General features: G+C 60.6%; 25 protein-coding genes. 15 read left to right on the top strand and 10 right to left on the bottom strand.

Annotated elements, in window-relative coordinates; translation table 11 throughout:
- Positions 1-4: 4 nt before the first annotated feature.
- A complete protein-coding gene (gene hrpB / locus ACOI8A_RS25015; protein WP_420648507.1) occupies positions 5-2,524 on the top strand; it encodes an ATP-dependent helicase HrpB in 2,520 nt (839 codons plus the stop codon).
- A 56-nt stretch (positions 2,525-2,580) separates the two neighbouring features.
- Here hrpB and ACOI8A_RS25010 read toward each other — a convergent pair whose 3' ends face one another.
- Positions 2,581-3,660: an endonuclease/exonuclease/phosphatase family protein gene (locus ACOI8A_RS25010; protein WP_420648506.1), complete on the bottom strand. Its 1,080-nt coding sequence runs from the start codon at positions 3,658-3,660 to the stop codon at positions 2,581-2,583.
- Positions 3,661-3,735: 75 nt separating this feature from the next.
- Positions 3,736-4,410 carry a YciC family protein gene (locus ACOI8A_RS25005; protein WP_420648505.1) on the bottom strand — a complete coding sequence of 225 codons (675 nt, stop codon included), beginning with the start codon at positions 4,408-4,410 and terminating at the stop codon, positions 3,736-3,738.
- A 177-nt stretch (positions 4,411-4,587) separates the two neighbouring features.
- Here ACOI8A_RS25005 and ACOI8A_RS25000 point away from each other — a divergent pair, with 177 nt between their 5' ends.
- The 3 genes from ACOI8A_RS25000 to ACOI8A_RS24990 all read left to right on the top strand — a co-directional run bounded on the left by ACOI8A_RS25000 (position 4,588) and on the right by ACOI8A_RS24990 (position 6,709).
- Positions 4,588-5,316: a DUF2076 domain-containing protein gene (locus ACOI8A_RS25000; protein WP_420648504.1), complete on the top strand. Its 729-nt coding sequence runs from the start codon at positions 4,588-4,590 to the stop codon at positions 5,314-5,316.
- Between the two features lie 289 nt (positions 5,317-5,605).
- The gene (locus tag ACOI8A_RS24995) at positions 5,606-6,085 is read left to right on the top strand and encodes an NYN domain-containing protein (RefSeq protein ID WP_042561201.1); all 480 of its coding nucleotides are present in this window, start codon (positions 5,606-5,608) and stop codon (positions 6,083-6,085) included.
- Between the two features lie 18 nt (positions 6,086-6,103).
- A complete protein-coding gene (locus tag ACOI8A_RS24990; protein ID WP_420648503.1) occupies positions 6,104-6,709 on the top strand; it encodes a PolC-type DNA polymerase III in 606 nt (201 codons plus the stop codon).
- A 9-nt stretch (positions 6,710-6,718) separates the two neighbouring features.
- On the opposite strand, the gene ACOI8A_RS24985 is transcribed toward ACOI8A_RS24990, so the two are convergent.
- Positions 6,719-7,171 carry an Lrp/AsnC family transcriptional regulator gene (locus tag ACOI8A_RS24985; RefSeq protein ID WP_420648502.1) on the bottom strand — a complete coding sequence of 151 codons (453 nt, stop codon included), beginning with the start codon at positions 7,169-7,171 and terminating at the stop codon, positions 6,719-6,721.
- Positions 7,172-7,334: 163 nt separating this feature from the next.
- On the opposite strand from ACOI8A_RS24985, the gene yedA reads away from it, so the two are divergent.
- Both yedA and ACOI8A_RS24975 read left to right on the top strand, forming a co-directional pair.
- The gene (gene yedA, locus ACOI8A_RS24980) at positions 7,335-8,273 is read left to right on the top strand and encodes a drug/metabolite exporter YedA (RefSeq protein ID WP_420648501.1); all 939 of its coding nucleotides are present in this window, start codon (positions 7,335-7,337) and stop codon (positions 8,271-8,273) included.
- 65 nt (positions 8,274-8,338) lie between these two features.
- Complete coding sequence (locus ACOI8A_RS24975; protein ID WP_420648500.1) at positions 8,339-9,673, top strand: DEAD/DEAH box helicase; 1,335 nt, start codon at positions 8,339-8,341, stop codon at positions 9,671-9,673.
- A gap of 213 nt (positions 9,674-9,886) precedes the next feature.
- Here the strand turns inward: ACOI8A_RS24975 and ACOI8A_RS24970 are convergent, their stop codons facing one another.
- Positions 9,887-11,128 (bottom strand): TIGR03862 family flavoprotein, encoded by a 1,242-nt coding sequence (locus ACOI8A_RS24970; RefSeq protein ID WP_420651375.1) that lies wholly within the window; start codon positions 11,126-11,128, stop codon positions 9,887-9,889.
- On the opposite strand from ACOI8A_RS24970, the gene ACOI8A_RS24965 reads away from it, so the two are divergent.
- Positions 11,127-11,324, top strand: a complete 198-nt coding sequence (locus ACOI8A_RS24965; RefSeq protein ID WP_420648498.1) for a hypothetical protein — start codon at positions 11,127-11,129, stop codon at positions 11,322-11,324. The two genes, ACOI8A_RS24970 and ACOI8A_RS24965, sit on opposite strands and share 2 nt — an antisense overlap.
- A 61-nt stretch (positions 11,325-11,385) precedes the next feature.
- Here ACOI8A_RS24965 and ACOI8A_RS24960 read toward each other — a convergent pair whose 3' ends face one another.
- Positions 11,386-12,306 (bottom strand): histone deacetylase, encoded by a 921-nt coding sequence (locus ACOI8A_RS24960; protein ID WP_420648497.1) that lies wholly within the window; start codon positions 12,304-12,306, stop codon positions 11,386-11,388.
- Between the two features lie 83 nt (positions 12,307-12,389).
- Here ACOI8A_RS24960 and ACOI8A_RS24955 point away from each other — a divergent pair, with 83 nt between their 5' ends.
- The 3 genes from ACOI8A_RS24955 to ACOI8A_RS24945 all read left to right on the top strand — a co-directional run bounded on the left by ACOI8A_RS24955 (position 12,390) and on the right by ACOI8A_RS24945 (position 14,528).
- Entirely contained in the window at positions 12,390-12,959 is a 570-nt protein-coding gene (locus ACOI8A_RS24955; RefSeq protein WP_420648496.1) for a GNAT family N-acetyltransferase, read from the top strand.
- 109 nt (positions 12,960-13,068) lie between these two features.
- Complete coding sequence (gene tesB / locus ACOI8A_RS24950) at positions 13,069-13,938, top strand: acyl-CoA thioesterase II (RefSeq protein ID WP_420648495.1); 870 nt, start codon at positions 13,069-13,071, stop codon at positions 13,936-13,938.
- Positions 13,935-14,528 carry an HAD family hydrolase gene (locus tag ACOI8A_RS24945; RefSeq protein WP_420648494.1) on the top strand — a complete coding sequence of 198 codons (594 nt, stop codon included), beginning with the start codon at positions 13,935-13,937 and terminating at the stop codon, positions 14,526-14,528. The genes tesB and ACOI8A_RS24945 overlap by 4 nt, the downstream gene beginning before the upstream one ends.
- 155 nt (positions 14,529-14,683) lie before the next feature.
- On the opposite strand, the gene ACOI8A_RS24940 is transcribed toward ACOI8A_RS24945, so the two are convergent.
- Both ACOI8A_RS24940 and ACOI8A_RS24935 read right to left on the bottom strand, forming a co-directional pair.
- Positions 14,684-15,637: an alpha/beta fold hydrolase gene (locus tag ACOI8A_RS24940; RefSeq protein ID WP_420648493.1), complete on the bottom strand. Its 954-nt coding sequence runs from the start codon at positions 15,635-15,637 to the stop codon at positions 14,684-14,686.
- Positions 15,638-16,525 (bottom strand): neutral zinc metallopeptidase, encoded by an 888-nt coding sequence (locus tag ACOI8A_RS24935; protein WP_420648492.1) that lies wholly within the window; start codon positions 16,523-16,525, stop codon positions 15,638-15,640.
- Positions 16,526-16,850: 325 nt separating this feature from the next.
- Here ACOI8A_RS24935 and ACOI8A_RS24930 point away from each other — a divergent pair, with 325 nt between their 5' ends.
- A complete protein-coding gene (locus ACOI8A_RS24930) occupies positions 16,851-17,729 on the top strand; it encodes a DMT family transporter (RefSeq protein ID WP_420648491.1) in 879 nt (292 codons plus the stop codon).
- 129 nt (positions 17,730-17,858) lie between these two features.
- Here ACOI8A_RS24930 and ACOI8A_RS24925 read toward each other — a convergent pair whose 3' ends face one another.
- On the bottom strand, positions 17,859-19,196 hold the full coding sequence (locus ACOI8A_RS24925) for an MFS transporter (protein ID WP_420648490.1): 1,338 nt from the start codon (positions 19,194-19,196) through the stop codon (positions 17,859-17,861).
- Between the two features lie 273 nt (positions 19,197-19,469).
- On the opposite strand from ACOI8A_RS24925, the gene quiC reads away from it, so the two are divergent.
- Positions 19,470-21,371 carry a 3-dehydroshikimate dehydratase QuiC gene (gene quiC, locus ACOI8A_RS24920; protein ID WP_420651376.1) on the top strand — a complete coding sequence of 634 codons (1,902 nt, stop codon included), beginning with the start codon at positions 19,470-19,472 and terminating at the stop codon, positions 21,369-21,371.
- A 102-nt stretch (positions 21,372-21,473) separates the two neighbouring features.
- On the top strand, positions 21,474-22,160 hold the full coding sequence (locus ACOI8A_RS24915) for a TetR family transcriptional regulator (RefSeq protein WP_420648488.1): 687 nt from the start codon (positions 21,474-21,476) through the stop codon (positions 22,158-22,160).
- A gap of 37 nt (positions 22,161-22,197) precedes the next feature.
- Here the strand turns inward: ACOI8A_RS24915 and ACOI8A_RS24910 are convergent, their stop codons facing one another.
- Positions 22,198-23,052 carry a shikimate dehydrogenase gene (locus ACOI8A_RS24910; protein ID WP_420648487.1) on the bottom strand — a complete coding sequence of 285 codons (855 nt, stop codon included), beginning with the start codon at positions 23,050-23,052 and terminating at the stop codon, positions 22,198-22,200.
- Positions 23,049-23,498: a type II 3-dehydroquinate dehydratase gene (aroQ, locus tag ACOI8A_RS24905; RefSeq protein ID WP_420648486.1), complete on the bottom strand. Its 450-nt coding sequence runs from the start codon at positions 23,496-23,498 to the stop codon at positions 23,049-23,051. The genes ACOI8A_RS24910 and aroQ overlap by 4 nt, the downstream gene beginning before the upstream one ends.
- 293 nt (positions 23,499-23,791) lie before the next feature.
- Here aroQ and ACOI8A_RS24900 point away from each other — a divergent pair, with 293 nt between their 5' ends.
- Positions 23,792-24,220: a DUF4160 domain-containing protein gene (locus ACOI8A_RS24900; RefSeq protein ID WP_420648485.1), complete on the top strand. Its 429-nt coding sequence runs from the start codon at positions 23,792-23,794 to the stop codon at positions 24,218-24,220.
- Positions 24,217-24,663, top strand: a complete 447-nt coding sequence (locus ACOI8A_RS24895; protein ID WP_420648484.1) for a DUF2442 domain-containing protein — start codon at positions 24,217-24,219, stop codon at positions 24,661-24,663. Before ACOI8A_RS24900 ends, ACOI8A_RS24895 begins: the two co-directional genes overlap by 4 nt.
- Position 24,664 lies beyond the last annotated feature (1 nt).

The raw sequence follows: 24,664 nt of genomic DNA, 5'->3' as shown, positions 1-24,664 counted from the left end.
CAGTATGAATTCGTTGCCGATCGATGAAGTTTTACCCGCCCTGCGTGAAGCCTTGGCGACACGCAACGAAGCCGTGCTCGAAGCACCGCCCGGCGCCGGTAAAACCACCCGCGTGCCTTTGGCCCTGCTCAATGAAGCATGGCTGAACGGGCAGACCATCCTCATGCTCGAACCACGGCGACTCGCCGCCCGCGCTGCTGCCGAACGCCTGGCCAGCGAGCTTGGGGAGAAGGTCGGCGAAACCGTCGGTTACCGCATCCGCCTCGACAGCAAGGTCGGCCCCAACACGCGCATCGAAGTGGTCACTGAGGGCATTCTCACCCGGCGTTTGCAGGACGATCCGGCGCTGGACGACGTGGGTCTGCTGATCTTCGACGAATTCCACGAACGCAGCCTCGACGCCGACCTAGCGTTGGCGCTGAGTCTGAACGGTCGCGAGCTGTTTCGCGATGAACAGCCGCTGAAGATTTTGCTGATGTCGGCCACCCTCGAAGGCGAGCGCTTGTCCGGATTGCTCGACGACGCGCCGATCCTGCGCAGCGAAGGCCGCATGTACCCGGTGACGATGCGCTGGGGCCGAGCGTTTCAGCCCGGCGAATACATCGATCAACGCGTGACGCAAACCGTGCTCGAAGCACTCAACGATGAGACCGGCAGTTTGCTGGTGTTTCTGCCGGGACAGGCGGAGATCCGTCGCGTTCATCAACAACTGGCGGATGCCATCGGCGAGAGCAGCAACGTGTTGCTGTGCCCATTGCACGGTGAACTGGATCTGAACGCACAACGCGCCGCCATCGACCCGGCGCCGCCCGGCCAGCGCAAAGTGGTACTGGCGACCAACATCGCCGAAACCAGCCTGACCATCAACGGCGTGCGCGTGGTGATCGATGCCGGACTGGCGCGGGTGCCGCGTTTCGATCCGGGCAGCGGCATGACCCGCCTCGACACCCAGCGCATCTCCAGGGCCAGCGCCACCCAGCGTGCCGGTCGCGCCGGGCGACTTGAGCCGGGCGTGTGTTATCGCTTGTGGTCGCAGGATCAACACGAACAACTGGCGGCCTATGGTAGTGCGGAAATTCTCTCGGCGGATCTGGCCGGGTTGGCACTGCAACTCGGTCGTTGGGGCGTGACGCCACAAGACTTGATCTGGCTCGATGTGCCGCCAGCCGCAGCCTACGCACAGGCGCAGGATCTGTTGCAGCGCCTCGGTGCGCTGGACGGCGAAACACTCAATCGCCACGGTCAGGCGATGGCCGAATTGCCGGCGCATCCGCGCATCGCGCATTTGCTGCTGCGCGGTCAGGCATTGGGGCTGGCGACGATGGCTTGCGACGTTGCCGCACTGCTCGGCGAACGCGATATTTTGCGTGGTGCGGGCGCGGATCTGCATAGCCGTTTGGTGCTGTTGTCCGGCGAAGAACGTGCGGCCCGTGGCGCGCAGGGCGGCGTGCAGCGTGCGCGGCAACTGGCGCGGCAATATGGCGGTTATCTGCGCGGCAAAGCCACTGAGCCGGTCAGCGATCCCGATCATCCGCGTTGGCTCGGCGCCTTGCTCGCGCTGGCCTACCCGGATCGTGTCGCTCAGCAACGGCGCGCCGGTGGCGCGGAATATCGTCTGGCCAACGGTCGCGCCGCGCTGTTCGCCGAAGCCGACAGCCTGATGAAGCAAGCATGGATCGTGATTGCCGACCTCGGCAGCCGTCAGGGCCAGCGCGAGGAACGGATTTATCTGGCGGCGGATTTTGATCCGGCACTGTTCGACTCAGTGCTCGCCGAGCAGGTGCACAGCGTCGATCAACTGGACTGGGACGAACGTGAAGGCGTATTGCGCGCCGAGCGTCAGCGCAAGGTCGGCGAACTGATCCTCAGCCGCGAACCGCTGACCGGTCTCGACGAAAATGCGCGCAGCCAAGCGCTGGTCAATCTGGTGCGGCGCAAAGGTCTGGAGCTGCTGCCGTGGACCCCGGAACTGCGCCAGTGGCAGGCGCGAGTGGCGCTGTTGCGTCAGCTGGATCTGAGCGCAAAGGGCGAGAGCCAATGGCCGGATGTCAGCGACGCGACGCTGCTGAAAACCCTCGAACACTGGCTGATGCCGTATCTGGGCAAGGTCTCGCGACTCAGCCATTTCGCCAATCTGGATCTGTCGAGTATCGTGCGCAATCTGCTGCCCTGGCCGCTGCCGCAGCAGCTCGACGAACTGGCACCGCATCATCTGAGCGTGCCATCGGGTTCCTCGATTCGTCTGGATTACAGCGAGCATCCACCGATTCTCGCGGTGCGTTTGCAGGAGTTGTTTGGCCTGGCCGAGACGCCGCGAATTGCCGGCGGGCGGCAGGTGGTGAAGTTGCATCTACTGTCACCGGCGCGGCGGCCGGTGCAGGTGACGCAGGATCTGGCCAACTTCTGGCGCAGCACTTATGCCGAAGTGAAGAAGGATTTGAAGGGGCGTTATCCGAAGCACTATTGGCCGGATGATCCGCTGGTGGCTGAGGCCACTGCACGGGCTAAACCGCGTGGCACTTGAAGATCAAAAGATCGCAGCCTCGTTGCACTCGACAGCTCCTACAGGGGGATGGGTAATCAAGGGGTGGCAGGCAGCAGGAACCGTGCAATCACCGGCAAGTGATCGGAGATGCGCAAGGTATCGTCCTGACGCACCGTCGCTTGAATGCGTTTGATCTTGGCGCTGTAGAACAGATAGTCGACGGTGCGATCCGGGCCATTCAGGCCGGGGTCGTTGGGGTAGTGCGTGAGCCAGCGTGCGCGGTCGATGCCGCTGGCCTCGTTGTTGGTCGGGATCATCGGATACTTGTCCCACAGCAGATGCAGCGCGCTGTCGGCGGAGTAGGGCGTGCGTTGTTCGGCCGGCAGGCGTCGATACTGGCCGAGCGGCAATAGATTGAAGTCGCCGCCAATCACCCACGGTGTGCCACGGCTTTCGTATTTATCGAGGACTTTGGCCACCGCCGTCACTTGCGCTTGCAGGGTGTCATCAGATTGGCTGGCGCGATCCAGATGAGTGTTGAAAACCGTCAACTGGCTGCCGTCGCTGAGTGGCAGGGTGGTCGCGAGCAAGGCGTTTTTCGGCTGGAACTGGCGACTGATGAAGTTGGATGGTTCGACCGGTAATTGCAGGCGTTCGGCGTGTTCGATGCGATAGCGACTGAGGGTCGCCAGTTGCCGGCCGACACTGCCGAAGATGTGCCGGTCAGGCACGAAATCAGCCTTCCAGTCGAAAGCGCTGACGCTGCACGGATACAGATCGGCGACCCGTTCCTGCAACAGTTTCAACTGATTCTGATAGTCGCTGGCCTTGGCCCCGTCATCGAGTTCCTGCAACAGCACCACATCGGGCTGCTCGTCGCGGATCACCCGCGCCACTTCGTCGAGGCTGAAGGCCATGTCTTCGCGGGTCGGCGCTTCATCGTCGCCCTGAGCCAGATCATTCCAGAACACATAACGTTTGCCGGCCAGGTACTGCACGTTCCACGTCATGACTTTCATGGCTTGACCTGGCATCAGCGTCGGCGGCTGGCCGGAGCAACTGATCGGCAGAGTCTCGCGGGCGTCGGGGCGCCAGGTCAGGCTGTAGATCAGCGCGCCGATCACGGCGAGGGCGAGCAATACCAGCAGCAGGGTGTAACGCAGTAGACGGGTCATGGCTCGGCTTATAGCGATACGAAAGTGGCCCCGAGCATACCCGAGTGCAGGCCGTGCGCCCAAGCGCCTGCGCAGTCAGACGGTTCCGTTTTGTTTGTCGGGCGATTCACTGATCAGCATGAACAGGCGAAACAGCACCACGCTAGTGAACAGTTGCAGGAAGCTGTGGGCGCTGTCGATGAGGATCGCGATCAACGGATTCTGCGGGTCCGGATACACCTCCAGCGTCAACCCCTTGAGCAGCCACAGCGGCGCCATCACGCACAAGATGCACACCAGGATCCGCAGAAAATGCCCACGGCTCAGGCGCAGACTTTCCTTCATCGCCTGCAACGGGCTGAAGCCGCGCAGCACCAGCAGGTATTCGCCAAATGCCAGGGTGACCATCAGCCACAGCCCCGGCAGGAAATACAGCGACAGGCCGAGCAGGATCAGCAACGTGTTCAGCGCAGTCAGCAGCGCGAAACGCGGCCACAACGTGGCGGCCATTGCCAGCAGGTCGCGGTTGCGCGGCGACTCGCCACGGCTGCGCGCATCGAGAAACAGAATCAGCGCGGCGGTGTACAGCGGATACACCAGCAGGCCGACGATGATGCTGATCGCCGAGTAGTCCTGCGACACGTCAGCGTGATCGACCACCTGCTGCAGCACCGCTTCGAAGATCACCAGCGGCAGGCACAACTGGACGATCCGGCCCAAATGGCGTTTGAAGAAATACAGAGAGTCACGCAGTACATCGAAGGCATTCATCGGTCGGATCGCAGGTCGAAAACAGTGGCTCACTTTAACCGATGATGGCTTTTGCTGCGCAAACGTAAACGTTCGGTAAAGGTCATTGAAACATCTTGTCACTGCCTCCATTACGGAAGGGCGCCTTGCTCGGATCGGGCGAGGGCAACGTTATCTCCGGCAATCTACGAGGTCGCCATGAACAGCGAAGAACAAACCCTGATCGATGGACTGTTTTCCCGGCTGCAACAGGCCGAAACGGAGGCAGCCCCGCGCGACGCCCAGGCCGAGACGCGGATCAAGGAACACCTGATGCGCCAGCCGGCGGCAGGTTATTTCATGACCCAGGCGATTCTGGTGCAAGAAGCTGCGCTCAAGAGTCTTGATGAACAGAACAAACAGCTGACCCAGCAAGTTCAACGTTTGCAGGCTGAGTTGCAATCGGCCAAAGCGCAGGGGACTGCTCCGGCGGCGAGTGGCGGCGGGTTTTTGTCGAGTATTTTTGGCGGTAATTCGCGTCCGGCTCAGAGCGCGCCAGTGTCGACGGGCGGCTGGCGTGAACCGGCACCGCAGCAGAATTTTGGTGCGGCACCTCCACAACAGAATTTCGGCGCGGCGCAGCCCAACTTTCCCGCGCCGCAAGCCGGCGGCAGCGGTTTCCTTGGTGGCGCGCTGAAAACGGCTGCGGGTGTAGCCGGTGGCGTGATGCTGGCGCAAGGCATCAGCAGCCTGTTCCATCACAACCAGCAGCCGGAAGAAATCGTTGAAGTGATCAAGGAAGAGCCGGCCCAGGTCAGCGACCAGAGCAACAACGGCTGGGGCGATGATCAGCACATGGCCAATAACGATAGCCAGGGCGGGTTCACCGACACTGACTACAGCGATGACAACTCATCGTTCTTCAGCGACGACGATTCCTTCGTCTGATCCACCCCCTTAGTCCTGACGCCGAACCTGTGGCGAGGGGATTTAGCGAAACGTCGCACCGCCCCGTTGGACTGCGCAGCAGTCCCAAAAACTGGGGCCGCTCCGCTGCCCAACGGGGCGGTGCGACGTTTCGCTAAATCCCCTCGCCACAACACCACTCGTCAGTACCACCTTAGTGCCTGCCGGTGATTATTCGCGCCACCTTCCTTCGGGCTGGCATACTGAGCGCCTTTTTCAGGCCGCCCGCGCCTGATCCCGCTCATGCGCTTGCGCGCCCAGAGGAACTCCGGTGAAAAAAATCGCAGTGTTCGCCGATGTACAGAACCTCTACTACACCGTGCGTCAGGCCTATGGTTGCCACTTCAACTATGCGGCGCTGTGGGCGGACATCAGCAAGGACGGGCAGATCGTCGAGGCCTACGCCTACGCGATCGACCGTGGTGACAGCAAGCAGCAGCAGTTTCAGCAGATCCTGCGCAACCTCGGTTTCATCGTGAAGCTCAAGCCCTACATCCAGCGCAGCGACGGTTCGGCCAAGGGCGACTGGGACGTGGGCATCACCCTCGACATCATGGACGCTGCCGATCACGTCGACGAAGTGGTACTGGCCTCCGGTGATGGCGATTTCGACATGCTGCTTGAGCGCATTATCAGCAAACACGGAGTACAAGCCGTCGCCTACGGCGTGCCAGGCCTGACCGCCAATTCGCTGATCCGCGCCGCCAGCCGTTATGTGCCGATTGAAGGCGCGCTGTTGCTCAAGAATTGATTTGGAGTTGAACCCGGTTTGGAACGCATTGCAGTCATCGACTTTGAAACCACCGGCCTCTCGCCGAACAGCAGCTGCCGGGCCACGGAAATCGCCGTGGTCATGCTGGAAAACGGCCGTATCGTCGAGCGTTACCAGAGCCTGATGAACGCTGGCGTTCGCGTCCCGGCCTTTATCGAGCAACTGACCGGCATCAGCAACGCCATGCTGCGTACCGCGCCATCCGCCGAGCAGGTGATGAACGAGGTCAACGAATTCGTCGGCTGCACACCGTTGCTCGCGCACAACGCCTCATTCGACCAGAAATTCTGGGACTTCGAACTCGGCCGCATCAAACGCACCCGCCTGCAAAACTTCGCCTGCTCGCTGCTACTCGCCCGCCGCCTGATGCCCGCCGCGCCGAACCACAAACTCGGCACCCTCACCACCTTCGCCCGCCTGCCCCACACCGGCCAGGCTCACCGGGCCATGGCCGACGCCGAAATGGCGGCCAACCTGATGGCGCATCTGGCCGACGAACTGCGACACAAGCATGGAGTGCGTGAGTTGAATCATGATTTGCTGTGCAAATTGCAGAAAGTCCCTGCGGCGAAAGTCGGCGAGCATTTGCAGCGTTACAGATGATCGTGACCCTTACTTGCCGTTACCTTCGATGTGCCCCAACGGCACGCGCTTCTCTATCGCACTCGACAACACAATCGACGTCTTGCTGAAGCCGAATTTCGCCACCCGATTGATCAGATCCTCCAGCTCGGGCATCGAACCCACTGCGGCTTTCATGATCACGCACGGATCGCCCGTCACTCGGAAGCACTCGGTCAGTTGCGGTATTTTCACCAGTTCGTCGTACACCTTCTGACTGCCGTGCTGGTTCAGGCGCAGTTCGATCACGCACTGGATCGGCAAGCCGATTTTCGACAGGTCGATGTTCGCCTGATACCCGGTGATCACGCCGCTGGCCTCAAGTTTGGCCACGCGCTCGGCGACGGCGGGGGCGGAGAGGTTCACTTTGCGCGCGAGGTCGGCGTAGGACGCACGGCCGTTTTCGAGCAAGGCGCTGAGTAGCATGCGGTCGTATTTGTCCATGATGGAATTCCCGAAAAAGCCAATCCTTCGAAATCGCGGTAAATGCCGCTGATCTCCGTGATTTCTAAAGTGTAGCGGCGTGATAAACAGGTTTTGTAACTTATTTTTGCCCGCTGGCCTTTCTAGAATAACCAATCCCCTGTCTCTGACATTCGAGCTGCCCATGTCCGCCCTGCGCCGTTTTTCCTTGCCGCTGATCGCCGCGTTTTTCGCGTTGTATGTGATTTGGGGCTCGACCTATCTGGTGATCCGTATCGGCGTCGAATACTGGCCGCCGCTGATGCTCGGTGGTGTGCGCTTCGTGATTGCCGGCAGCCTGATGTATGCGTTCCTGCGCTGGCGCGGGGTGCCGGCGCCGACGTGGGCGCAGTGGAAAGCGGCGGGGATGATCGGGATTTTGTTGCTGAGTTGCGGCAACGGCGCGGTGACCCTGGCCGAGCACAGCGGGGTGGCTTCGGGCGTTGCGGCGTTGGCGGTGGCGACGGTGCCGCTGTTTACGCTGCTGTGCGGCTATTTCTGGGGCGCGCGCAATACCCGTCTTGAATGGGCTGGAGTGGTGCTGGGCATTATCGGCATCGCCATGCTCAACATGGGTTCCAACCTGCAATCGAGTCCGTTCGGTGCGACGTTGCTGATTTTTGCCGCGGCTGCCTGGGCCTTCGGTTCGGTGTGGAGCAAACACTTGCCGCTGCCGCAGGGCGCGATGGCCAGCGCGGCGGAAATGCTCGTTGGCGGCGTGGTGCTGTTGATCGGCAGCGCGCTCAGCTGCGAACACTTGCAAGCTGTGCCGCCGCTGGAAGGCTGGCTGGCGCTGGCGTATCTGATCTTCTTCGGCTCGATCATCGCCTTCAACGCTTATATGTATCTGTTGAAAAACGTGCGACCAGCGGCGGCTACGAGTTATGCCTACGTCAATCCGGCAGTCGCGGTGTTGCTGGGGATCGTGTTTGTCGGCGAGACCATTGGTATAGAAGAAGCACTGGCGATGCTGGTGATCATCAGCGCTGTGGTGCTGATCAGTCTGCCGCAGTGGCGTCGCAAGCCGCCGCAGCCCGTGGCGACCAAGCCTGTGGCCGTGGCGGAAGAATCGACGGTGAATTAGGGTAAACTGCGCGTCATTACGCATTCGTTTTGCACAATCGCGCTGAATTTTCCTACGGTACTTCCATGACTTTCGCCTCCCTTGGCCTGATCGAACCCTTGCTGCGCTCCCTCGAGACGCTCGGCTACCAGACCCCGACGCCGGTGCAGGCGCAAGCCATTCCGGCGGTGCTGGCCGGTCGCGACCTGATGGCTGCGGCCCAGACCGGCACCGGCAAGACCGCCGGTTTCGCCTTGCCGCTGTTGCAACTGCTGAGCATGGAAGGGCCGAAAGTCGCTGCCAACTCGGCGCGCGCGCTGATCCTGGTGCCGACCCGCGAACTGGCTGAGCAGGTTCACGAAGCCGTGCGTCAGTACGCCGAGAACCTGCCGCTGCGCACCTACGCGGTGTATGGCGGCGTCAGCATCAACCCGCAAATGATGAAGCTGCGCGGCGGCGTCGATGTGCTGGTGGCCACGCCGGGTCGCTTGCTCGATCTGTACCGCCAGAAGGCACTGAAATTCAATCAGCTGCAAACCCTGGTGCTGGATGAAGCCGACCGCATGCTCGACCTCGGTTTCTCCGAAGAACTGGGCAACATCTACCGCGCGCTGCCGAAAAAACGTCAGACGCTGCTGTTCTCCGCGACCTTCTCCGATGACATCCGCTTGCTGGCCGGGCAGATGCTCAACGATCCGCTGAGCATCGAAGTCAGCCCGCGCAACGTTGCCGCCAACACCGTCAAGCAATGGGTGGTGACGGTGGACAAGAAGCGCAAGGCTGAACTGTTCGTACACCTGATGCGCAAGAGCAAATGGAAGCAAGTGCTGGTGTTCGCCAAGACACGCAACGGCGTGGATGCGCTGGTGGAAAAACTTCAGGGCCTCGGCGTGAATGCCGACGGCATCCATGGCGACAAACCGCAGGCGACCCGCCAGCGTGCGCTGGACCGTTTCAAGGCGAGTGAAGTGCAGATTCTGGTGGCGACTGATGTTGCTGCGCGGGGTCTGGACATCGAAGATCTGCCGTTGGTGGTCAACTTCGACCTGCCGATCGTGGCCGAGGATTACATCCACCGTATCGGCCGCACTGGCCGCGCGGGCGCGACTGGCGAGGCGATTTCGCTGGTGTGTGCTGACGAAGTGAACATGCTGTCGGCGATTGAAACGCTGACCCGCAGCACCTTGAAGCGCGAGATCGAGCCGGACTTTGTGCCTGAGCATCGGGTGCCGGAAACGGATGCCAGCGGTCAGGTGATCAAGAAGCCGAAGAAACCGAAAAAGCCCAAGGTTTCCGGTGGCGGCAAGCGCAATCTAGGCAAATGGGTGGACAGCGGCGATACGCCGGCGCCTGAGGTGGCGGTCAAGCCTGTGCGCAAGGTGCCGGTGTTCAATACCGGGCCGCGTAAGCGTAAGCCTTAAAGATCAAAAGCCCCTCACCCTAACCCTCCCGAAACGTCGGACCGCCCGGAGGGAGAGGGGACTGATTGGGGGATGCTTCAGAAATCCATCGACCTGACACTGCTTTCCGAATCCATAATCGACTCGGTCATTCAGGTCGATGTATGACGCCAGACACCTCGGTCGGCTCCCTCTCCTGGGGGGAGAGGGCTGGGGTGAGGGCAATGGGTACACTCAATTCCCGCGCCGTAACCACTCCAACATCCCCAACCCCGCCGCCCGCCCACTGGCAAAACACCCCGTCAGCAAATACCCGCCAGTCGGCGCTTCCCAATCGATCATTTCACCCGCGCAAAACACCCCCGGTAACGCCTTGAGCATCAACCGCTCATCCATCGCCTCGAACGTCACGCCTCCTGCGCTGCTGATCGCTTCGTCCAGCGGCCGGGTTTTCACCACCGTCAGCGGCAATGCCTTGATCGCCCGAGCCAGCAGCGCCGGGTCGGCAAACGTGGCAGCGTCAGTCAACTCACGCAACAACGCTGCTTTCACCCCATCAATTCCCAACTGACTGTGCAGATGCTTGGCCATCGAGCGCGAGCCACGCGGTTTGCTCAACGCAGCCTGAACCTTATCCACAGGTCGGCCCGGCAGCAGATCAATATGGATCGTCGCCGAGCCATGCTGATTGATCGCCTCGCGCATCGGCGCCGACAAGGCGTAAATCAGACTGCCTTCAATTCCGGTCGCGGTGATCACGCATTCACCCAGACGCGGGTTGTCGTCGTTCAAACCAATGGCGATATTTTTCAGCGGTGTGCCAGCGAATTTACTCACCAGCAATTCGCTCCAGGCCTGCACCTCGAAGCCACAATTACTCGGCTGCAACGGCGCTAGTCCTACACCGCGGTGCTCCAATGGCAACATCCACGCACCGTCGGAACCGAGCCGCGACCAACTGCCGCCGCCGAGGGCGAGCAGGGTCGCGTCGGGGTGCAGGGTTTTCTCGCCGTCCGGGCTGTCGATGCGCAGTGCGCCGCTGGCATCCCAACCGAGCCAGCGGTGGCGGGTGTGGATAACTACGCCGCTGTCGCGCAGGCGTTTGAGCCAGGCGCGCAGCAACGGCGCGGCTTTCATGTCGGTGGGGAACACGCGGCCGGAGCTGCCGATGAAGGTTTCGATGCCCAGATCGTGAATCCAGCGGCACAACGCATCGGCGTCGAACGCGCGCAACAGCGGGGCGATTTGCGGGGCGCGTTCGGCGTAGCGCGCGAGGAATGCCGGGTAGGCTTCGGAATGGGTGATGTTCATGCCGCCGACGCCAGCGAGCAGGAACTTGCGACCGACCGAGGGCATGCCGTCGTACAGATCGACCTGCACGCCGGCCTGACTCAACACTTCGGCCGCCATCAGGCCGGCGGGGCCGCCACCAATGATGGCGACGTGAGCGGAGGAGGTGGCAGGAATCTGAGTCATGACGTGCGCTGCGGTATGGCGGAATATGGCGCGCATTCTAACAGTGGAGATCCCTGTAGGAGCTGCCGCAGGCTGCGATCTTTTGACTTTGATTGTTGAAACGCAAGATCAAAAGATCGCGGCCTTCGGCAGCTCCTACACGGGTTGGTTAAAAATTAACCGCTGTGCTGTGAGCTATAGCTATCAAGGGCTGTAGTCGCTTTCACTCAGGTTATCCACAGGCCGTTCCACAGCGATTGTGGGTAACGCAGCACAACTCAATGACAACCGGATGACTGCCACACCCGTTGAGCGCTGTGATGCAGGATGCCGTGGCGGCGGGCGAGGGCCTGGCGATCCTTGCTGTAACCGCCGCCGATCACGCCAACCAGCGGGATGTCGCGGCCCAGGCAATGGCGCATCACGCTTTCATCGCGAGCAGCGACGCCGGCGTCGGTCAGTTGCAGGTAACCGAGGGCGTCGTCCTTATGCACATCGACCCCGGCGTCGTACAGCACCAGATCCGGTTGATACAGCGGCAGCAAATAGTTGAGCGCATCGTCGACGACGTTCAGGTAATCGGCATCGCCCATGCCTTTGGGCAACGGAATATCCCAGTCACTTTCCGCTTTGCGTGCAGGAAAATTCTTTTCGCAATGCAGGGAAACGGTGATCGCTTCCGGGGTGTTGTGCAGAATCCGTGCGGTGCCATCGCCCTGATGCACGTCGCAGTCGAAGATCAGCACGCGGTTGACCCTGCCGCTTTGCAGCAGGTACTGACTGATGATCGCCAGGTCATTGAAGATGCAGAAACCGGCCGGGTAGTCGTAATGCGCGTGATGAGTGCCGCCAGCCAGGTGGCAGGCCAGGCCATGTTCCAAAGCCTTTTCCGCGGCGAGCAACGAGCCACCAACTGCGCGCACCGTACGCCGCGCCAGCGCTTCGCTCCACGGCAGGCCGAGGCGCCGCTGGTCTTCGCGGGACAACTCGCCGCTCATGTAACGTTCGATATAGCTACGGTCATGGGCGAGGGCGAGGATGTCGTTCGCACACAGCTCCGGGCGCAGCAGTTGTTCGTCGCGCGTCAGGCCGCTATCCACCAGGTGATCGCGCAGCAGGCGAAACTTGTCCATCGGGAAGCGGTGATCCGCCGGAAACTCGGGGCTGTAGTCTTCGTGGTAGATCAGCGGCAACGGCATGGCAGGACTATTCACAAAGGCTGTAGGAAAGAGTGCAAAGCCTACCAGCGATGTAGACTGGCGGCATCAAGCGGAGGGGCGGGATGGAACCGATACTGGAGCTGGAAAGCGCGAGGCTGTTGCTGCGCCAATGGCAGGACGAGGATTTGCCCGAGTTTGCGGCGATGTGCGCCGATCCGCAGGTGATGCGCTACTTTCCTGCACGCTTGAGCCGACTGGAAAGCGCCGCGCTGATCGGTCGAGTGCGCGGGCATTTCTCCGAGCACGGTTACGGTTTGTGGGCGCTGGAGCGCAAGGACACCGGCCAGTTCATCGGTTTCACCGGCCTCGGCGTGGTCGGTTTCGACGCACCGTTTACACCGGCAGTGGAAATCGGCTGGCGTCTGGCCAAGGAACATTGGGGCCTGGGTTATGCCAGTGAAGCGGCGTGGACCGCTCTGCGCTGCGGCTTTGACCGGGTCGCGTTGAAGGAAGTGGTGTCGTTCACCAGTGCAACCAATCTGCCGTCGCAAAAAGTCATGCAGGCCATTGGCATGCATCACGCGCCGGACGATGATTTTGAACACCCGAAACTTGCCGTCGATCACCCGTTACGTCGGCATGTGCTGTACCGCATCACGAGGGAGCAGTGGCTACAAACCTTGCATGGATAAGCAGGCGCGGACGTTTACAATGGCCGCCATCATCATGGCGTCGGCCAGAACCTGAATCGCCCGCCGCAGCCAAGACTGCGCGGCATTGCTTTGTGTGAGGAGAGTCTGAATGAGCCAAGTGCTGGAAGATCTGGTGGATCTGCTGACCCTTGAACCGATCGAGGAAAACCTGTTCCGTGGCCGCAGTCAGGACTTGGGGTTCCGTCAGTTGTTCGGCGGCCAGGTACTCGGCCAGTCGCTGTCGGCGGCCAGTCAGACCGTTGAAGAGGCGCGGCATGTGCACTCGATGCACGGCTATTTTTTGCGTCCGGGCGACGCCAAGTTGCCGGTGGTGTACTCGGTTGATCGCGTGCGTGACGGCGGCAGTTTCAGCACGCGCCGGGTCACGGCGATCCAGAAGGGTCACCCGATTTTCACCTGCAGTGCGTCGTTTCAATACGATGAAGAAGGCTTCGAGCACCAGAGCCAGATGCCGCAAGTGGTCGGGCCGGAAAACCTGCCCTCCGAGCTGGAGTTGTTCCAGCAGCGCGCACACTTGATTCCCGAGCACATGCGCGAAAAGCTGCTGTGCCCGAAACCGATTGAAGTGCGCCCGGTCACCGAAAAAGACCCGTACAACCCGCAACCGGCTGATCCGGTCAAATACGTGTGGTTCCGCGCCGACGGCGCTCTGGCTGATTTGCCGGCGCTGCATAAATACCTGCTGGCCTACGCGTCGGACTTCGGTCTGCTGACTACGTCGATGTTGCCCCACGGCAAATCGGTCTGGCAGAAAGACATGCAGGTCGCCAGCCTCGACCACGCGCTGTGGTTCCACAATGACCTGCGCGCCGATGACTGGTTGCTCTACGCGATGGATAGTCCGTGGGCCGGCAATTCCCGTGGGTTCTCCCGTGGCAGCGTGTATAACCGCGCCGGGCAACTGGTGGCATCGGTGACGCAGGAAGGTTTGATCCGCCATCGCAAGGATTGGGCATGAGTCTGGCGGATGTGCGGTATTGGGTGTTCGACATGGACGGCACTCTGACCGTCGCGGTGCATGATTTCGCGGCGATCCGGGTGGCGTTGGCGATCCCGGCGGAGGACGACATTCTTACGCATCTGGCCGCGCTGCCTGCCGATGAAGCGGCGGCGAAACATGCGTGGCTGCTGGAACATGAGCGCGATCTGGCGTTGGGTTCCACCCCGGCGGCCGGTGCGGTGGAGCTGGTGCGCGATCTGCATCAGCGTGGTTATCGGCTCGGCATCCTGACCCGCAATGCGCGGGAGTTGGCGCATGTGACGCTTGAAGCTATCGGCCTTGCGGACTGTTTCTCGGTGGAGGACGTATTGGGCCGTGATGACGCGCCGCCAAAACCGCATCCGGGCGGATTGCTGAAATTGGCGGATGCCTGGGCGGTGCCGGCCAGTGAGATGGTGATGGTCGGCGATTACCGCTTTGATCTGGATTGCGGTCGTGCCGCTGGGGCACGGACGGTGCTGGTGAATCTGCCGGATAATCCGTGGCCGGAGCTCACGGATTGGCATGCCAGGGATTGTGTCGAGTTGCGGCGGATGCTTTTGGCTTGAGATTTTTGTGGTCTGTCAGGGCCTCATCGCTGGCAAGCCAGCTCCCACAGGATTCGGGTTGTATTCAAAATTCGTGAACGACAACAATCCCTGTGGGAGCTGCGGTGCGACGATTCGACTTGCCAGCGATAGGGCCCGATCAGCCACCACAAATGTCACTGGCCAAACAAAGCTCTCTGCCCCTCAGGCGAGGTCAACATCCCATCGCCGTCATGCCCGACCCCCGGCACTTCAATCAGCCGCTGATTGACCCCTTCCGGATGCCGGCGCAGCAGATAGCTGAAAAACAGCTTCCCGCGTTCCAGTCGATAAGCCCCTTGGGCTTTAGCGGAACAACTCTTGTCCAGCGCCGGATGCTGTGGATCAGTGTCCTGCCGGCCCAACAGGTAAATGACCTCGCGTTTCACATAACTGCTTTCAAGCTGCGCGGGCGATTGCCCACCGGCGTAGATCGGCGCATCCGCCAGACCGTACTTCCAGCGATTGAAACCTGCGCACTTGGCATGATCGAACGCCACCGGCCGCTGTTCGTTGAAGTACGCATAAGAAGATGGATTGGCCACCACATAGCGCAGCCGAATGCCGTTGGCTTTGAGCGCCGGTTGTTCACGGGCGAGCAGGGCGTAGCGCTGCACGACTTGACCACCGCCGGAATGACCGAAAATCACCACCTGTTTCACATCCGGAAACTGCTTGCGGTCGGCCAGGCGCGCGACGATTTCATCCAGCGCCGCGTAGGAACTCAGCGGATTCGGCCCGGTGGATAAGCCGCCACCCATCCATTCATTGCCGGTCCAGCGCAAAACACTGGCCGGCAACGAATACAGCGCGACGTCACTTTCATTGAGAAACTGCGGCGCGATCACCAGCGTGTTGACAGATTGCCCGGCCAGTTCGGCGGCGCTTTCGGCGCTCTTGCGATAGGTCTCGGCATTGCGCAAGCGGCCATGAATGACGATCAGCACCCGCTCGATTTTCGTCGGCGCCGGGCCGATGCCCACGGCCATTTCCCCTGCCTGCAGTTGCAGGCGCCCGGGGCTGATCGCATCAACGCCGGCCGCTTGCGCGGTGCCGACTATCACCAGTAAAGCCAACAGCCACTTATGCATTTACAGGTTTTTCGCCGCAAAGGTGTCGCACTGGCCGACCTGGCCTTGCGCGAATCCGGTTTTGAACCAGCGCACCCTTTGCGCCGACGTACCGTGGGTGAAGGAGTCCGGCACCACGCGCCCCTGACCCTGTTGTTGCAAGCGATCATCACCGATGGCGTTGGCTGCGTTCATGGCTTCCTCGATGTCACCCGGTTCCAGCCAGTTCAGGCGCTTCTGAGCATTGTTGGCCCAGACGCCGGCCAGACAATCGGCTTGCAGTTCCTGACGCACCAGCAAACCACCGTCGCCTTCCATCTGCCGACCTTGCTGACGCGCGGCCTGAATTTTCGCTGATACACCAAGCAGCGTCTGCACATGGTGGCCGACTTCGTGCGCGATCACGTAGGCCTGAGCGAAGTCGCCGGCAGCCTCGAAGCGCTGGGACATTTCCTGGAAGAACGCCATGTCCAGATAGACTTTCTGATCTGCCGGGCAATAGAACGGGCCGGTGGCCGAAGTGGCCAGACCACACGCGGAATTTACTCGGCTGCTGAACAGCACCAGCGTCGGCTCTTTGTATTGGCGACCGGCTTGCTGGAAAATCGCGCCCCAGGTGTCTTCGGTATCACCGAGGATCGAACGCACGAATTCGGCTTGTTGATCGTTGGCCGGAGGCGCCTGGCGAGTCTGCGAAGTCGGCGCTGCTTGCTGCGTGCCTTGGCCGGTGAGCTGACCGAGGATCTGCAGCGGATCCTGCCCGGTGATCCAGCCGATGCCGACAATCAGCAGGATCGCGCCCAGGCTCAGGCCTTTGCCGCCACCGAAGCGCATGCCGCCACCACCGCCCCCGCCATCACCACGGGCGTCGACGACGTTGTCACTGCGTCGGCCTTTTTTCCATAGCATGTGGGAATCCTCTGATTGTTGGTGGTGAAAAGTATTTGGTGATGAGTGTTGCTGGTGTGTGAGTGTGGCGCCAGTCCGGTCGTCCGTCTATTGCCGGGCATGGCACACTGCTCGTGCTGACGGGTAAGAACCCTGAGCGCGCAGCAAATTCCCTTGAAGCGGTTTTTTGCAGGAGTAAGCAGGCTCGCTCCCTCAGGTATTCATGGCGCAATTGAAAGTGTGCGCTGTTCGCACCGGTTCGGGATAGATGTGCGTGCTAACTTGGAAGTGAGTTGTAAATTGTCACTGAGGCTCTTTCCTCATTTCGTTTTTTCAGAGACCGCCAATGACCGTCAGCACCCCGTTATCAGGTGTCAACCAACCCTTCAAAGGGATCTTGCTGATTGTCGTCGCGACTTTTCTGTTTTCCAGCCACGACGCGTTGTCGAAATACCTCTCGGGTTTCTATCCGATCGTGATGGTGGTCTGGGCGCGGTATGTGGTGCACACGTTATTGATGGCGGGGATTTTTCTGCCGCAGTCCGGGTTGCGCGTCCTGCGCACCAAGCGCCCGTTATGGCAGTTGGCGCGGGCGTTGTGCCTGCTCGGCACCAGCCTGTTTTTCACCACGGCGCTGCTGTACATCCCGTTGGCCGAGGCCACGGCGGTCAACTTTCTTGCGCCGGTGCTGGTCACGGCGCTGTCGGTGCCGTTGCTCAAGGAGCGCGTAACGCGCGGGCAATGGATCGCGGTGATTTGCGGCTTCATCGGCGTGCTGATCATCGTCCACCCCGGCGGCGAACTGTTTACCGCCGCGATTTTGCTGCCGTTCTGCTCGGCGCTGTTCTTCTGCTTCTATCAACTGCTGACGCGCAAACTCAGCGAGATCGACAGCCCGACTACCAGTAACTTTTTCGCCGGGTTGTGCAACACGCTGGTGATGAGCGCGATTGTGCCGTTCTTCTGGCAAGTGCCGAGTTTTGGCCACGGGTTGTTGATGCTGGCGCTGGGCAGTTGCGGGATGACCGCGCATTTGTTTCTGACCCAGGCGTTCCGCCATGCGGCACCGGCGCTACTGGCACCGTTCGGTTATTGCCAGATAGTGTTTGCGGGGTTGTTGGGCTGGTTGCTGTTCGATCACACACCGACCTTGCTGACAGTGGTCGGGATCGCGGTGATCTGTTGCAGCGGACTGGCGGCAGCGTGGCAACAGAGCCGGCGCTGAAGAAACAAACCACAAACCCCTGTAGGAGCTGTCGAGTGAAACGAGGCTGCGATATTTTGATCCTGAAAAATCAAAATCAAAAGATCGCAGCGTGCCGCAGCTCCTACACGGTTAGCGCAAGCGGGAGAATTACTCGGTGATGGTAGGGATTTTGCGCGGCGCCATGAAGTACATCCAGGTCAGCGCGAGGAAGTACATCGCCGGAATCAGCGTGAACAATACGGTGTAGTTGTTATGGGTGACGGTGAGAATATGGCCGACGATCTGGGTCATGAACATCCCGCCAATCGCTGCGCACATGCCGCCGAAACCAAACACGGTGCTCATCATGTGCTTGGGCGTGTAGTCCATCACCAGGCTCCAGATGTTCGCCGTCCACGCCTGATGCGCGCCAATCGCCAGTGATATTGCAGCGACCGCCACCCACAGATTGCTCGAACCGGCCGCCATCACCACGCCGATGATGCAGCAGGCGAACAGCAACATCGACAGCAGCCGCGCCTTGATCGCGTTCATGCCGCGCCCGATCAGGAACGAAGACAGAATCCCGCCACCGACACTGCCGAAGTCAGCCGTCACGTAGATGATGATCAGCGGAATACCCATCTGGGTCACGTTGATGCCCAGGTTGTATTGCTGATTGAGAAACGGCGGCAGCCAGTACAGGTAAAACCAGAATACCGGCGCGGTCAGCGCATAGGCAATAGCGAAGGCCCAGGTGCCGCGCATGCGCAGGATTTTCGAGAATGGCACGGCGGGCTGTTCCGGTTCGGCCTCTTGCTGAATGTAATCCAGCTCCGACTGTTTAACGCTCGGGTGATCTTCCGGATTGAAATACTTCAGGCCCCAGAACAGCAGCCAGATGCCGCCAAGTGCCGCCATGCACAGGAACGCGGCTTGCCAGCCCCACACATGCAGCACCAGCGGCAACAGCATCGGGGTAAACATCGCGCCGACGTTGGTGCCGGCGTTGAAAATGCCGGTGGCCACTGCGCGTTCGCCGGCCGGGAACCACAGGCGCGTGGTTTTCACGCAGGCCGGGTAGTTCGCCGCTTCGGTCAGGCCGAGGATAAACCGGCAGACCATGAAGCCGACCGCTGAAGTCGCCAGACCGTGTGCGCCGGTGGCCAGGCTCCACAACAGTACGGCGCAGAAGAACACGCGCTTGACGCCGACCCGGTCGATCAGCCGCCCTTGCAGCACGAAACCGATGGCGTAGCCGACCTGAAACCAGAAGTTGATGTTGGCGTAATCCATCGCCGTCCAGCTCATTTCCTTGGCGAGGATGGGCTGCATGACGCCAAGAGCGGCGCGGTCGATGTAGTTCAGGGTGGTGGCGAAAAACACCAACGCCAGCATGCCCCAACGGGTCTTGCCGACGGCCATGGCGCCACGGATCTTGTCGCCGATGCCACCGGTGGCAGTGCTCATGGCCGGAGCCATGCGGGAAGTCTGTGAAGGAATCATGTGTTCCACCCGTTTTTGAATTTGTTATGTGGTGTTGTTTTCTCATTAACACTGCGACCGATGGTTCACGTCCGGACTCAATGTGGGGTCGATGGTGGGCAGTGGACGAAAAATCGTCAATTCGTCAAAACGGCTTAGTGTTCGATAATCGCACGCAAAACTAACCGGGTAGTACACTTTAAATTGCTGTGCGCAGGCATGCAGCCAATAATTTCCCCCAATGATAAAAACGGCGCAATCCACGTAGCCGACGTCTCCATCGGGAGTTGAAACATGCAGCGATCCATTGCCACCGTGTCCTTGAGCGGAACCCTGCCGGAAAAACTCGAAGCGATTGCCGCCGCCGGGTTCGACGGGGTGGAGATTTTCGAGAACGACCTCCTGTACTACGACGGCAGCCCGCGTGAAATCAAACAGATGTGCGCCGACCTCGGGATCGCCATCACGCTGTTTCAGCCGTTCCGCGATTTCGAAGGCTGCCGCCGCGATCGCCTCGCACGCAATCTGGAACGTGCTGAACGCAAATTCGACCTGATGCAGGAACTCGGCACGGACTTGGTGCTGGTGTGCAGCAACGCCTCGCCGGACAGCATTGGCGATCAACAAGTCCTCATCGATGATTTGCGACTACTGGCCGAACATGCTGGTGCCCGTGGCTTGCGTATCGGCTACGAAGCGCTGGCCTGGGGGCGTCACGTCAATACTTATCAACAGGTCTGGGACATTGTGCGTCAGGCTGATCATCCGAGCCTCGGCGTGCTGCTCGACAGTTTTCACACGCTGTCGCTCAAGGGCGATCCGCGCGCGATTGCCGAGATTCCCGGCGACAAGATCTTCTTCGTACAAATGGCCGACGCGCCGATCCTCGCCATGGACGTGCTCGAATGGAGCCGGCATTTCCGCTGCTTCCCCGGCCAGGGCGAATTCGATCTGCCTGGCTTTCTCGCGCCGATCATTCAGAGCGGTTACACCGGGCCGCTGTCGCTGGAAATCTTCAACGACGGTTTCCGCGCCGCGCCACCGCGAGCCAATGCGGCCGATGGGTTGCGTTCGCTGCTGTATCTGGAAGAGAAGACCCGCCAACGTCTGGAGCAAGATGTCCGGCCTGTGGATAACCGCGAAATCCTCTTCGAAACACCGAAGGCCAGCGAGTACAACGGCATCGAATTTCTGGAATTCGCCGTGGATGAAAGTCTCGGCGCCAAGCTGTCGAACTGGCTCGAGCGGCTGGGCTTCGTCAAGGCCGGGCAGCACCGTTCCAAGAGCGTGAGCCTGCTGCGTCAGGGCGATATCAACCTGATCCTGAACTCCGAACCTTATTCTTTCGCCAACAGTTTTTTCGAAGCTCATGGCCCGTCGCTGTGTGCCACGGCGGTGCGGGTCAAGGACAGTGCGAAAGCCCTGGCGCGTGCAGTGGCCTATAAAGGTCAGCCATATCGCGGCCTGGTCGGCCCCAATGAGTTGGAGCTGGGCGCGGTGCGTGCACCGGACGGCAGCCTGATTTATCTGGTGGACGAGGAGGCGGATGTCTACGGCACCGACTTCAATATGCTCTCGGGTGCGGTCGCAGGCGGTGGTCTTAAACGCATCGATCACATGGCCATGGCGCTGCCGGCCGACAGCCTCGACAGCTGGGTATTGTTCTATAAAAGCCTGCTGGATTTCGTCGCCGATGACGAAGTGGTACTGCCCGATCCGTACGGTCTGGTGAAGAGCCGCGCGCTGCGCAGCCGTGACAGTTCGATCCGCTTGCCGCTGAACATTTCCGAGAACCGTAACACCGCAATCTCACACGCACTGTCGAGTTATCGCGGCTCCGGGGTGCATCACATTGCCTTCGATTGCGATGACATCTTCGCGGAAGTCAGCCGGGCGAAAGAGGCCGGTGTGCCGCTGCTGGACATCCCGCTCAACTACTACGACGACCTCGCTGCACGCTTCGATTTTGATGAAGAATTCCTCAGCGAGCTGGCCTACTACAACGTGTTGTACGACCGCGATGCGCAGGGCGGCGAGCTGTTCCACGTTTACACCGAAGCGTTCGAAGGACGTTTCTTCTTCGAAATCATCCAGCGCAAGCACGGCTACGCCGGTTATGGCGCGGCCAACGTGGCGGTACGGCTGGCGGCAATGGCCAAAGCACGCAGTGGCGCAGTTCGCCAGGCGAAGTTGTAGGTATTTCGTAAACGCGGCGTTAAACACGGGCTGCGCGGCTTCCTTCACTGTGGCGCGCAGCCCATAATCGCCAGCCTGTGCAGTGATGGCCGTGAGCCCGCGATGACAATCAATTCAGAACTTTCCGCCGCCGACGCCGCACCTGCTGTAGCCGCCGTCGAGCCGCGCAAAAGTCGCAAGAACAACCCGGAAAAAACCCGCGAAAACATTCTGCAAGAGGCGATCGTCGAGTTCGTCCAGCAGGGCCTGTCCGGTGCTCGCGTCGATTCGATTGCCGAGCGCATCCACACCTCCAAACGCATGATCTATTACTACTTCGGCAGTAAGGAACAGCTGTACGTCGAGGTGCTGGAAAAGCTTTACGGCGACATCCGCACCACGGAAAACCGTCTGCACCTGGCCGAGTTGCCACCGGTGGAAGCGATCCGCCGCTTGGTGGAGTTCACCTTTGACCACCATGATCGCAACGTCGATTTCGTGCGCATCGTCAGCATCGAAAACATCCACAACGCCGAGTACGTGAAGCGTTCGGATGCGATCAAGGCAATGAACAACACGATCCTCGATTCGCTCAGCGAGATTCTGCGACGCGGTGCTGCTGAAGGCTTGTTTCGCGCCGGACTCGACGCGCTGGATGTGCATTTGTTGATCAGTTCGTTCTGCTTCTATCGCGTGTCGAACCGCCATACGCTGGGTGCGATCTTTCAGGTTGATCTGCCGGATGAAGGCATCAAGCAGCGCCATCGCGAGATGATTTGCGAGTCGGTTTTGCGCTATTTGCAGGCGTGACACGCATTGAGGGAGGCCCAGGCCTCCCTCAACGTTTTCAACCATTCATGCTATGAAAATGCGCGAGCATGCGCTGTGCATCCGGCACCACGCCGCTGAACAACTCGAACGCCTTTACCGCCTGAAACACTGCCATGTTGCCGCCGTCCAGCGTGCGGCAACCCAAGGCGCGGGCGGCGCGCAGCAACTCGGTTTCCAGCGGGAAATACACAATCTCCGCTACCCACAACTCGCGCCGCAGCAGCTCGACCGGCACTGGTGTGCCTGGCAGTTTAGCCATGCCCATTGGCGTGGTGTTCACCAAACCATCAGCCTGATTCAGCGTGCCCGGCAGATCCTGTCCGGCCACCGCGCGAGCCGCGCCGAAATGCTGGTTAAGGTTGTGCGCCAGGCTTTGCGCGCGCTCGGCGTCCACATCAAAAATGTTCAGTTGCTGTACGCCTTCGCTCAACAGCGCGTGGGCGACTGCCGCCCCGGCGCCACCTGCGCCCATCTGGACTACACGTTCGCGGGCAGCGTCTTGTAGGCCTCGGCGAAAACCTTCAGCGAATCCCAGGCAGTCGGTGTTGTGTCCTACACGTTTGCCGTCCTTGAGCACCACGGTGTTGACCGCGCCGATGCCGCGCGCTTCTGGCGACAACTCATCGAGCAGCGGCATGATCGCCTGCTTGCACGGGAAGGTGATATTCAGCCCGGTGTAGTTCATGCGCTCGGCGGCCAGCAACAGGTCGGGCAGGGCGTTGCTATCGAGTTTCAGCTGATCGAGATCGATCAACCGGTACAGGTAACGCAGGCCTTGTTCATCACCTTCGTGCTCGTGCAGCGCCGGGGTGCGGGATGCCTGAATGCCGGCGCCGATCAATCCGGCGAGTATCACGTTGGCGCGGCTCATGCGCGTCTCCCGGTCAGTCGCTGGCTGAAATGTTCCAGGGCCAGTCGATAGCCATGGCTGCCAAAACCGCACATCACCGCGGTGGCGATTGCAGAAACGAATGACTGATGGCGAAACGGTTCGCGGGCGTGGACGTTGGACAGGTGCACCTCGATCACCGGCAGTTCGCTGGCGACCAACGCGTCGCGGATCGCCACTGAGGTGTGTGTCCAGGCTGCCGGATTGATCACGATCCCGGCGCAGCGGCCACGCGCGGCGTGAATCCAGTCGAGCAGTTCGCCTTCGTGGTTGGTCTGGCGAAACTCCACCGCCAGGCCGAATTCTTCGCCGGCGCGCCCGCACAGGGCGGAGATGTCGGCCAGGGTTTCGTGGCCGTAGGTCGCCGGCTCACGGGTGCCGAGCAGGTTCAGGTTCGGGCCGTTAAGCACCAGGACGATAGGGGCCATGGGAACAAACTCCACTTATTGTTTTTGGCATCGGCCGAGTGTTTCGGCCTGTGGATATAAATTGTACTAGCCGGTTACTTTAAGCAATTGCTCAGCGGTCGGCGCTGCGTTTTGTGTTCGATGATCGAACATCACCGAGGTGGCGAAAGGATTGGTTACGGTTTTGCGCGCGGCTTTTCTGCATCCCGCACTAGGCTCGGAACCTAGCGGTCATTTCAGGCATTGGCGCCGATGGTCGGATTTGTCAGGGAACGGCAAATCGACAAACTCTTTAACCTAACGGATGGGTTAGCATGAAAGTGTGTGGTTACAAAGGATTGTCAGTAGTGATCATGTTGCGCGACGAGCACTGCCCGCCCCATGCCCATGTGGATGCCGGCGCATGGAGCGCGCGGTTCAAATTCAGCTTCTGGCACAACGGCGTCGAATTATGGGATGTGATTCCGCTGTCGCGGCGGCCGCCGGTTGCGGTACTCGAAGGGCTGCGCCAGGCGCTAAGGCAAACGGATCATCTGCGCCGCGCGCGGGGGATCTGGTGGAGTCGTTTACGTACGGCGTGCCTCGACAATCAATGGTGGGACGAGCAGGCGAACGAGGTCGCGGTACTGCGGCAAGTGACCAGCACGACGTTCAGAATCGCTTCGGCGTATTACGAACCTGAAGTGAACAAAACCCTGCTTGCGCTGGTTGGCGCTCAGGAAGGCATAGAGATCGAATTATGAAAACAGTCAAGGCCGGGTTGCAGGCGGACCGACCGGTTACGCAAAACCGCCTCGACGAGGCTGTCGATCGTGGCGGCGTGCGTCGGCGCAGCAGCTTGCAAGCCGTGTCAGTGAGCTTTCACCCGCCGTGTCTGGTGATCCATTTCGAAGACGACAGCGGTGTACTGCTGCCGGTGAATCTGTATCCGGAACTGGCTGATTTCCAGCCGGAAGATTTTGCCGGAGTGAAACTCGGTTTCGCCGGTACCGCCCTGTGCCATGACGACAAGGATCTGCAGGTTTCCATCGCCGGGATGATTTCGGCCAGTCAGCCATTGATGTCGATGGCGGCGTCGGTAATCGCCTCGCGCAATGGTCGTCAGAGCAGCACCGCCAAGGCTGAGGCCGCACGCGCCAATGGCAAGAAGGGCGGGCGCCCGCGCAAGGTTGATCCTGCATTGTGAG

It is taken from the genome of Pseudomonas sp. P4795 (genome assembly GCF_048822895.1).
Lineage (GTDB): Bacteria > Pseudomonadota > Gammaproteobacteria > Pseudomonadales > Pseudomonadaceae > Aquipseudomonas.
This window is presented reverse-complemented; position numbering and strand designations above follow the sequence as displayed.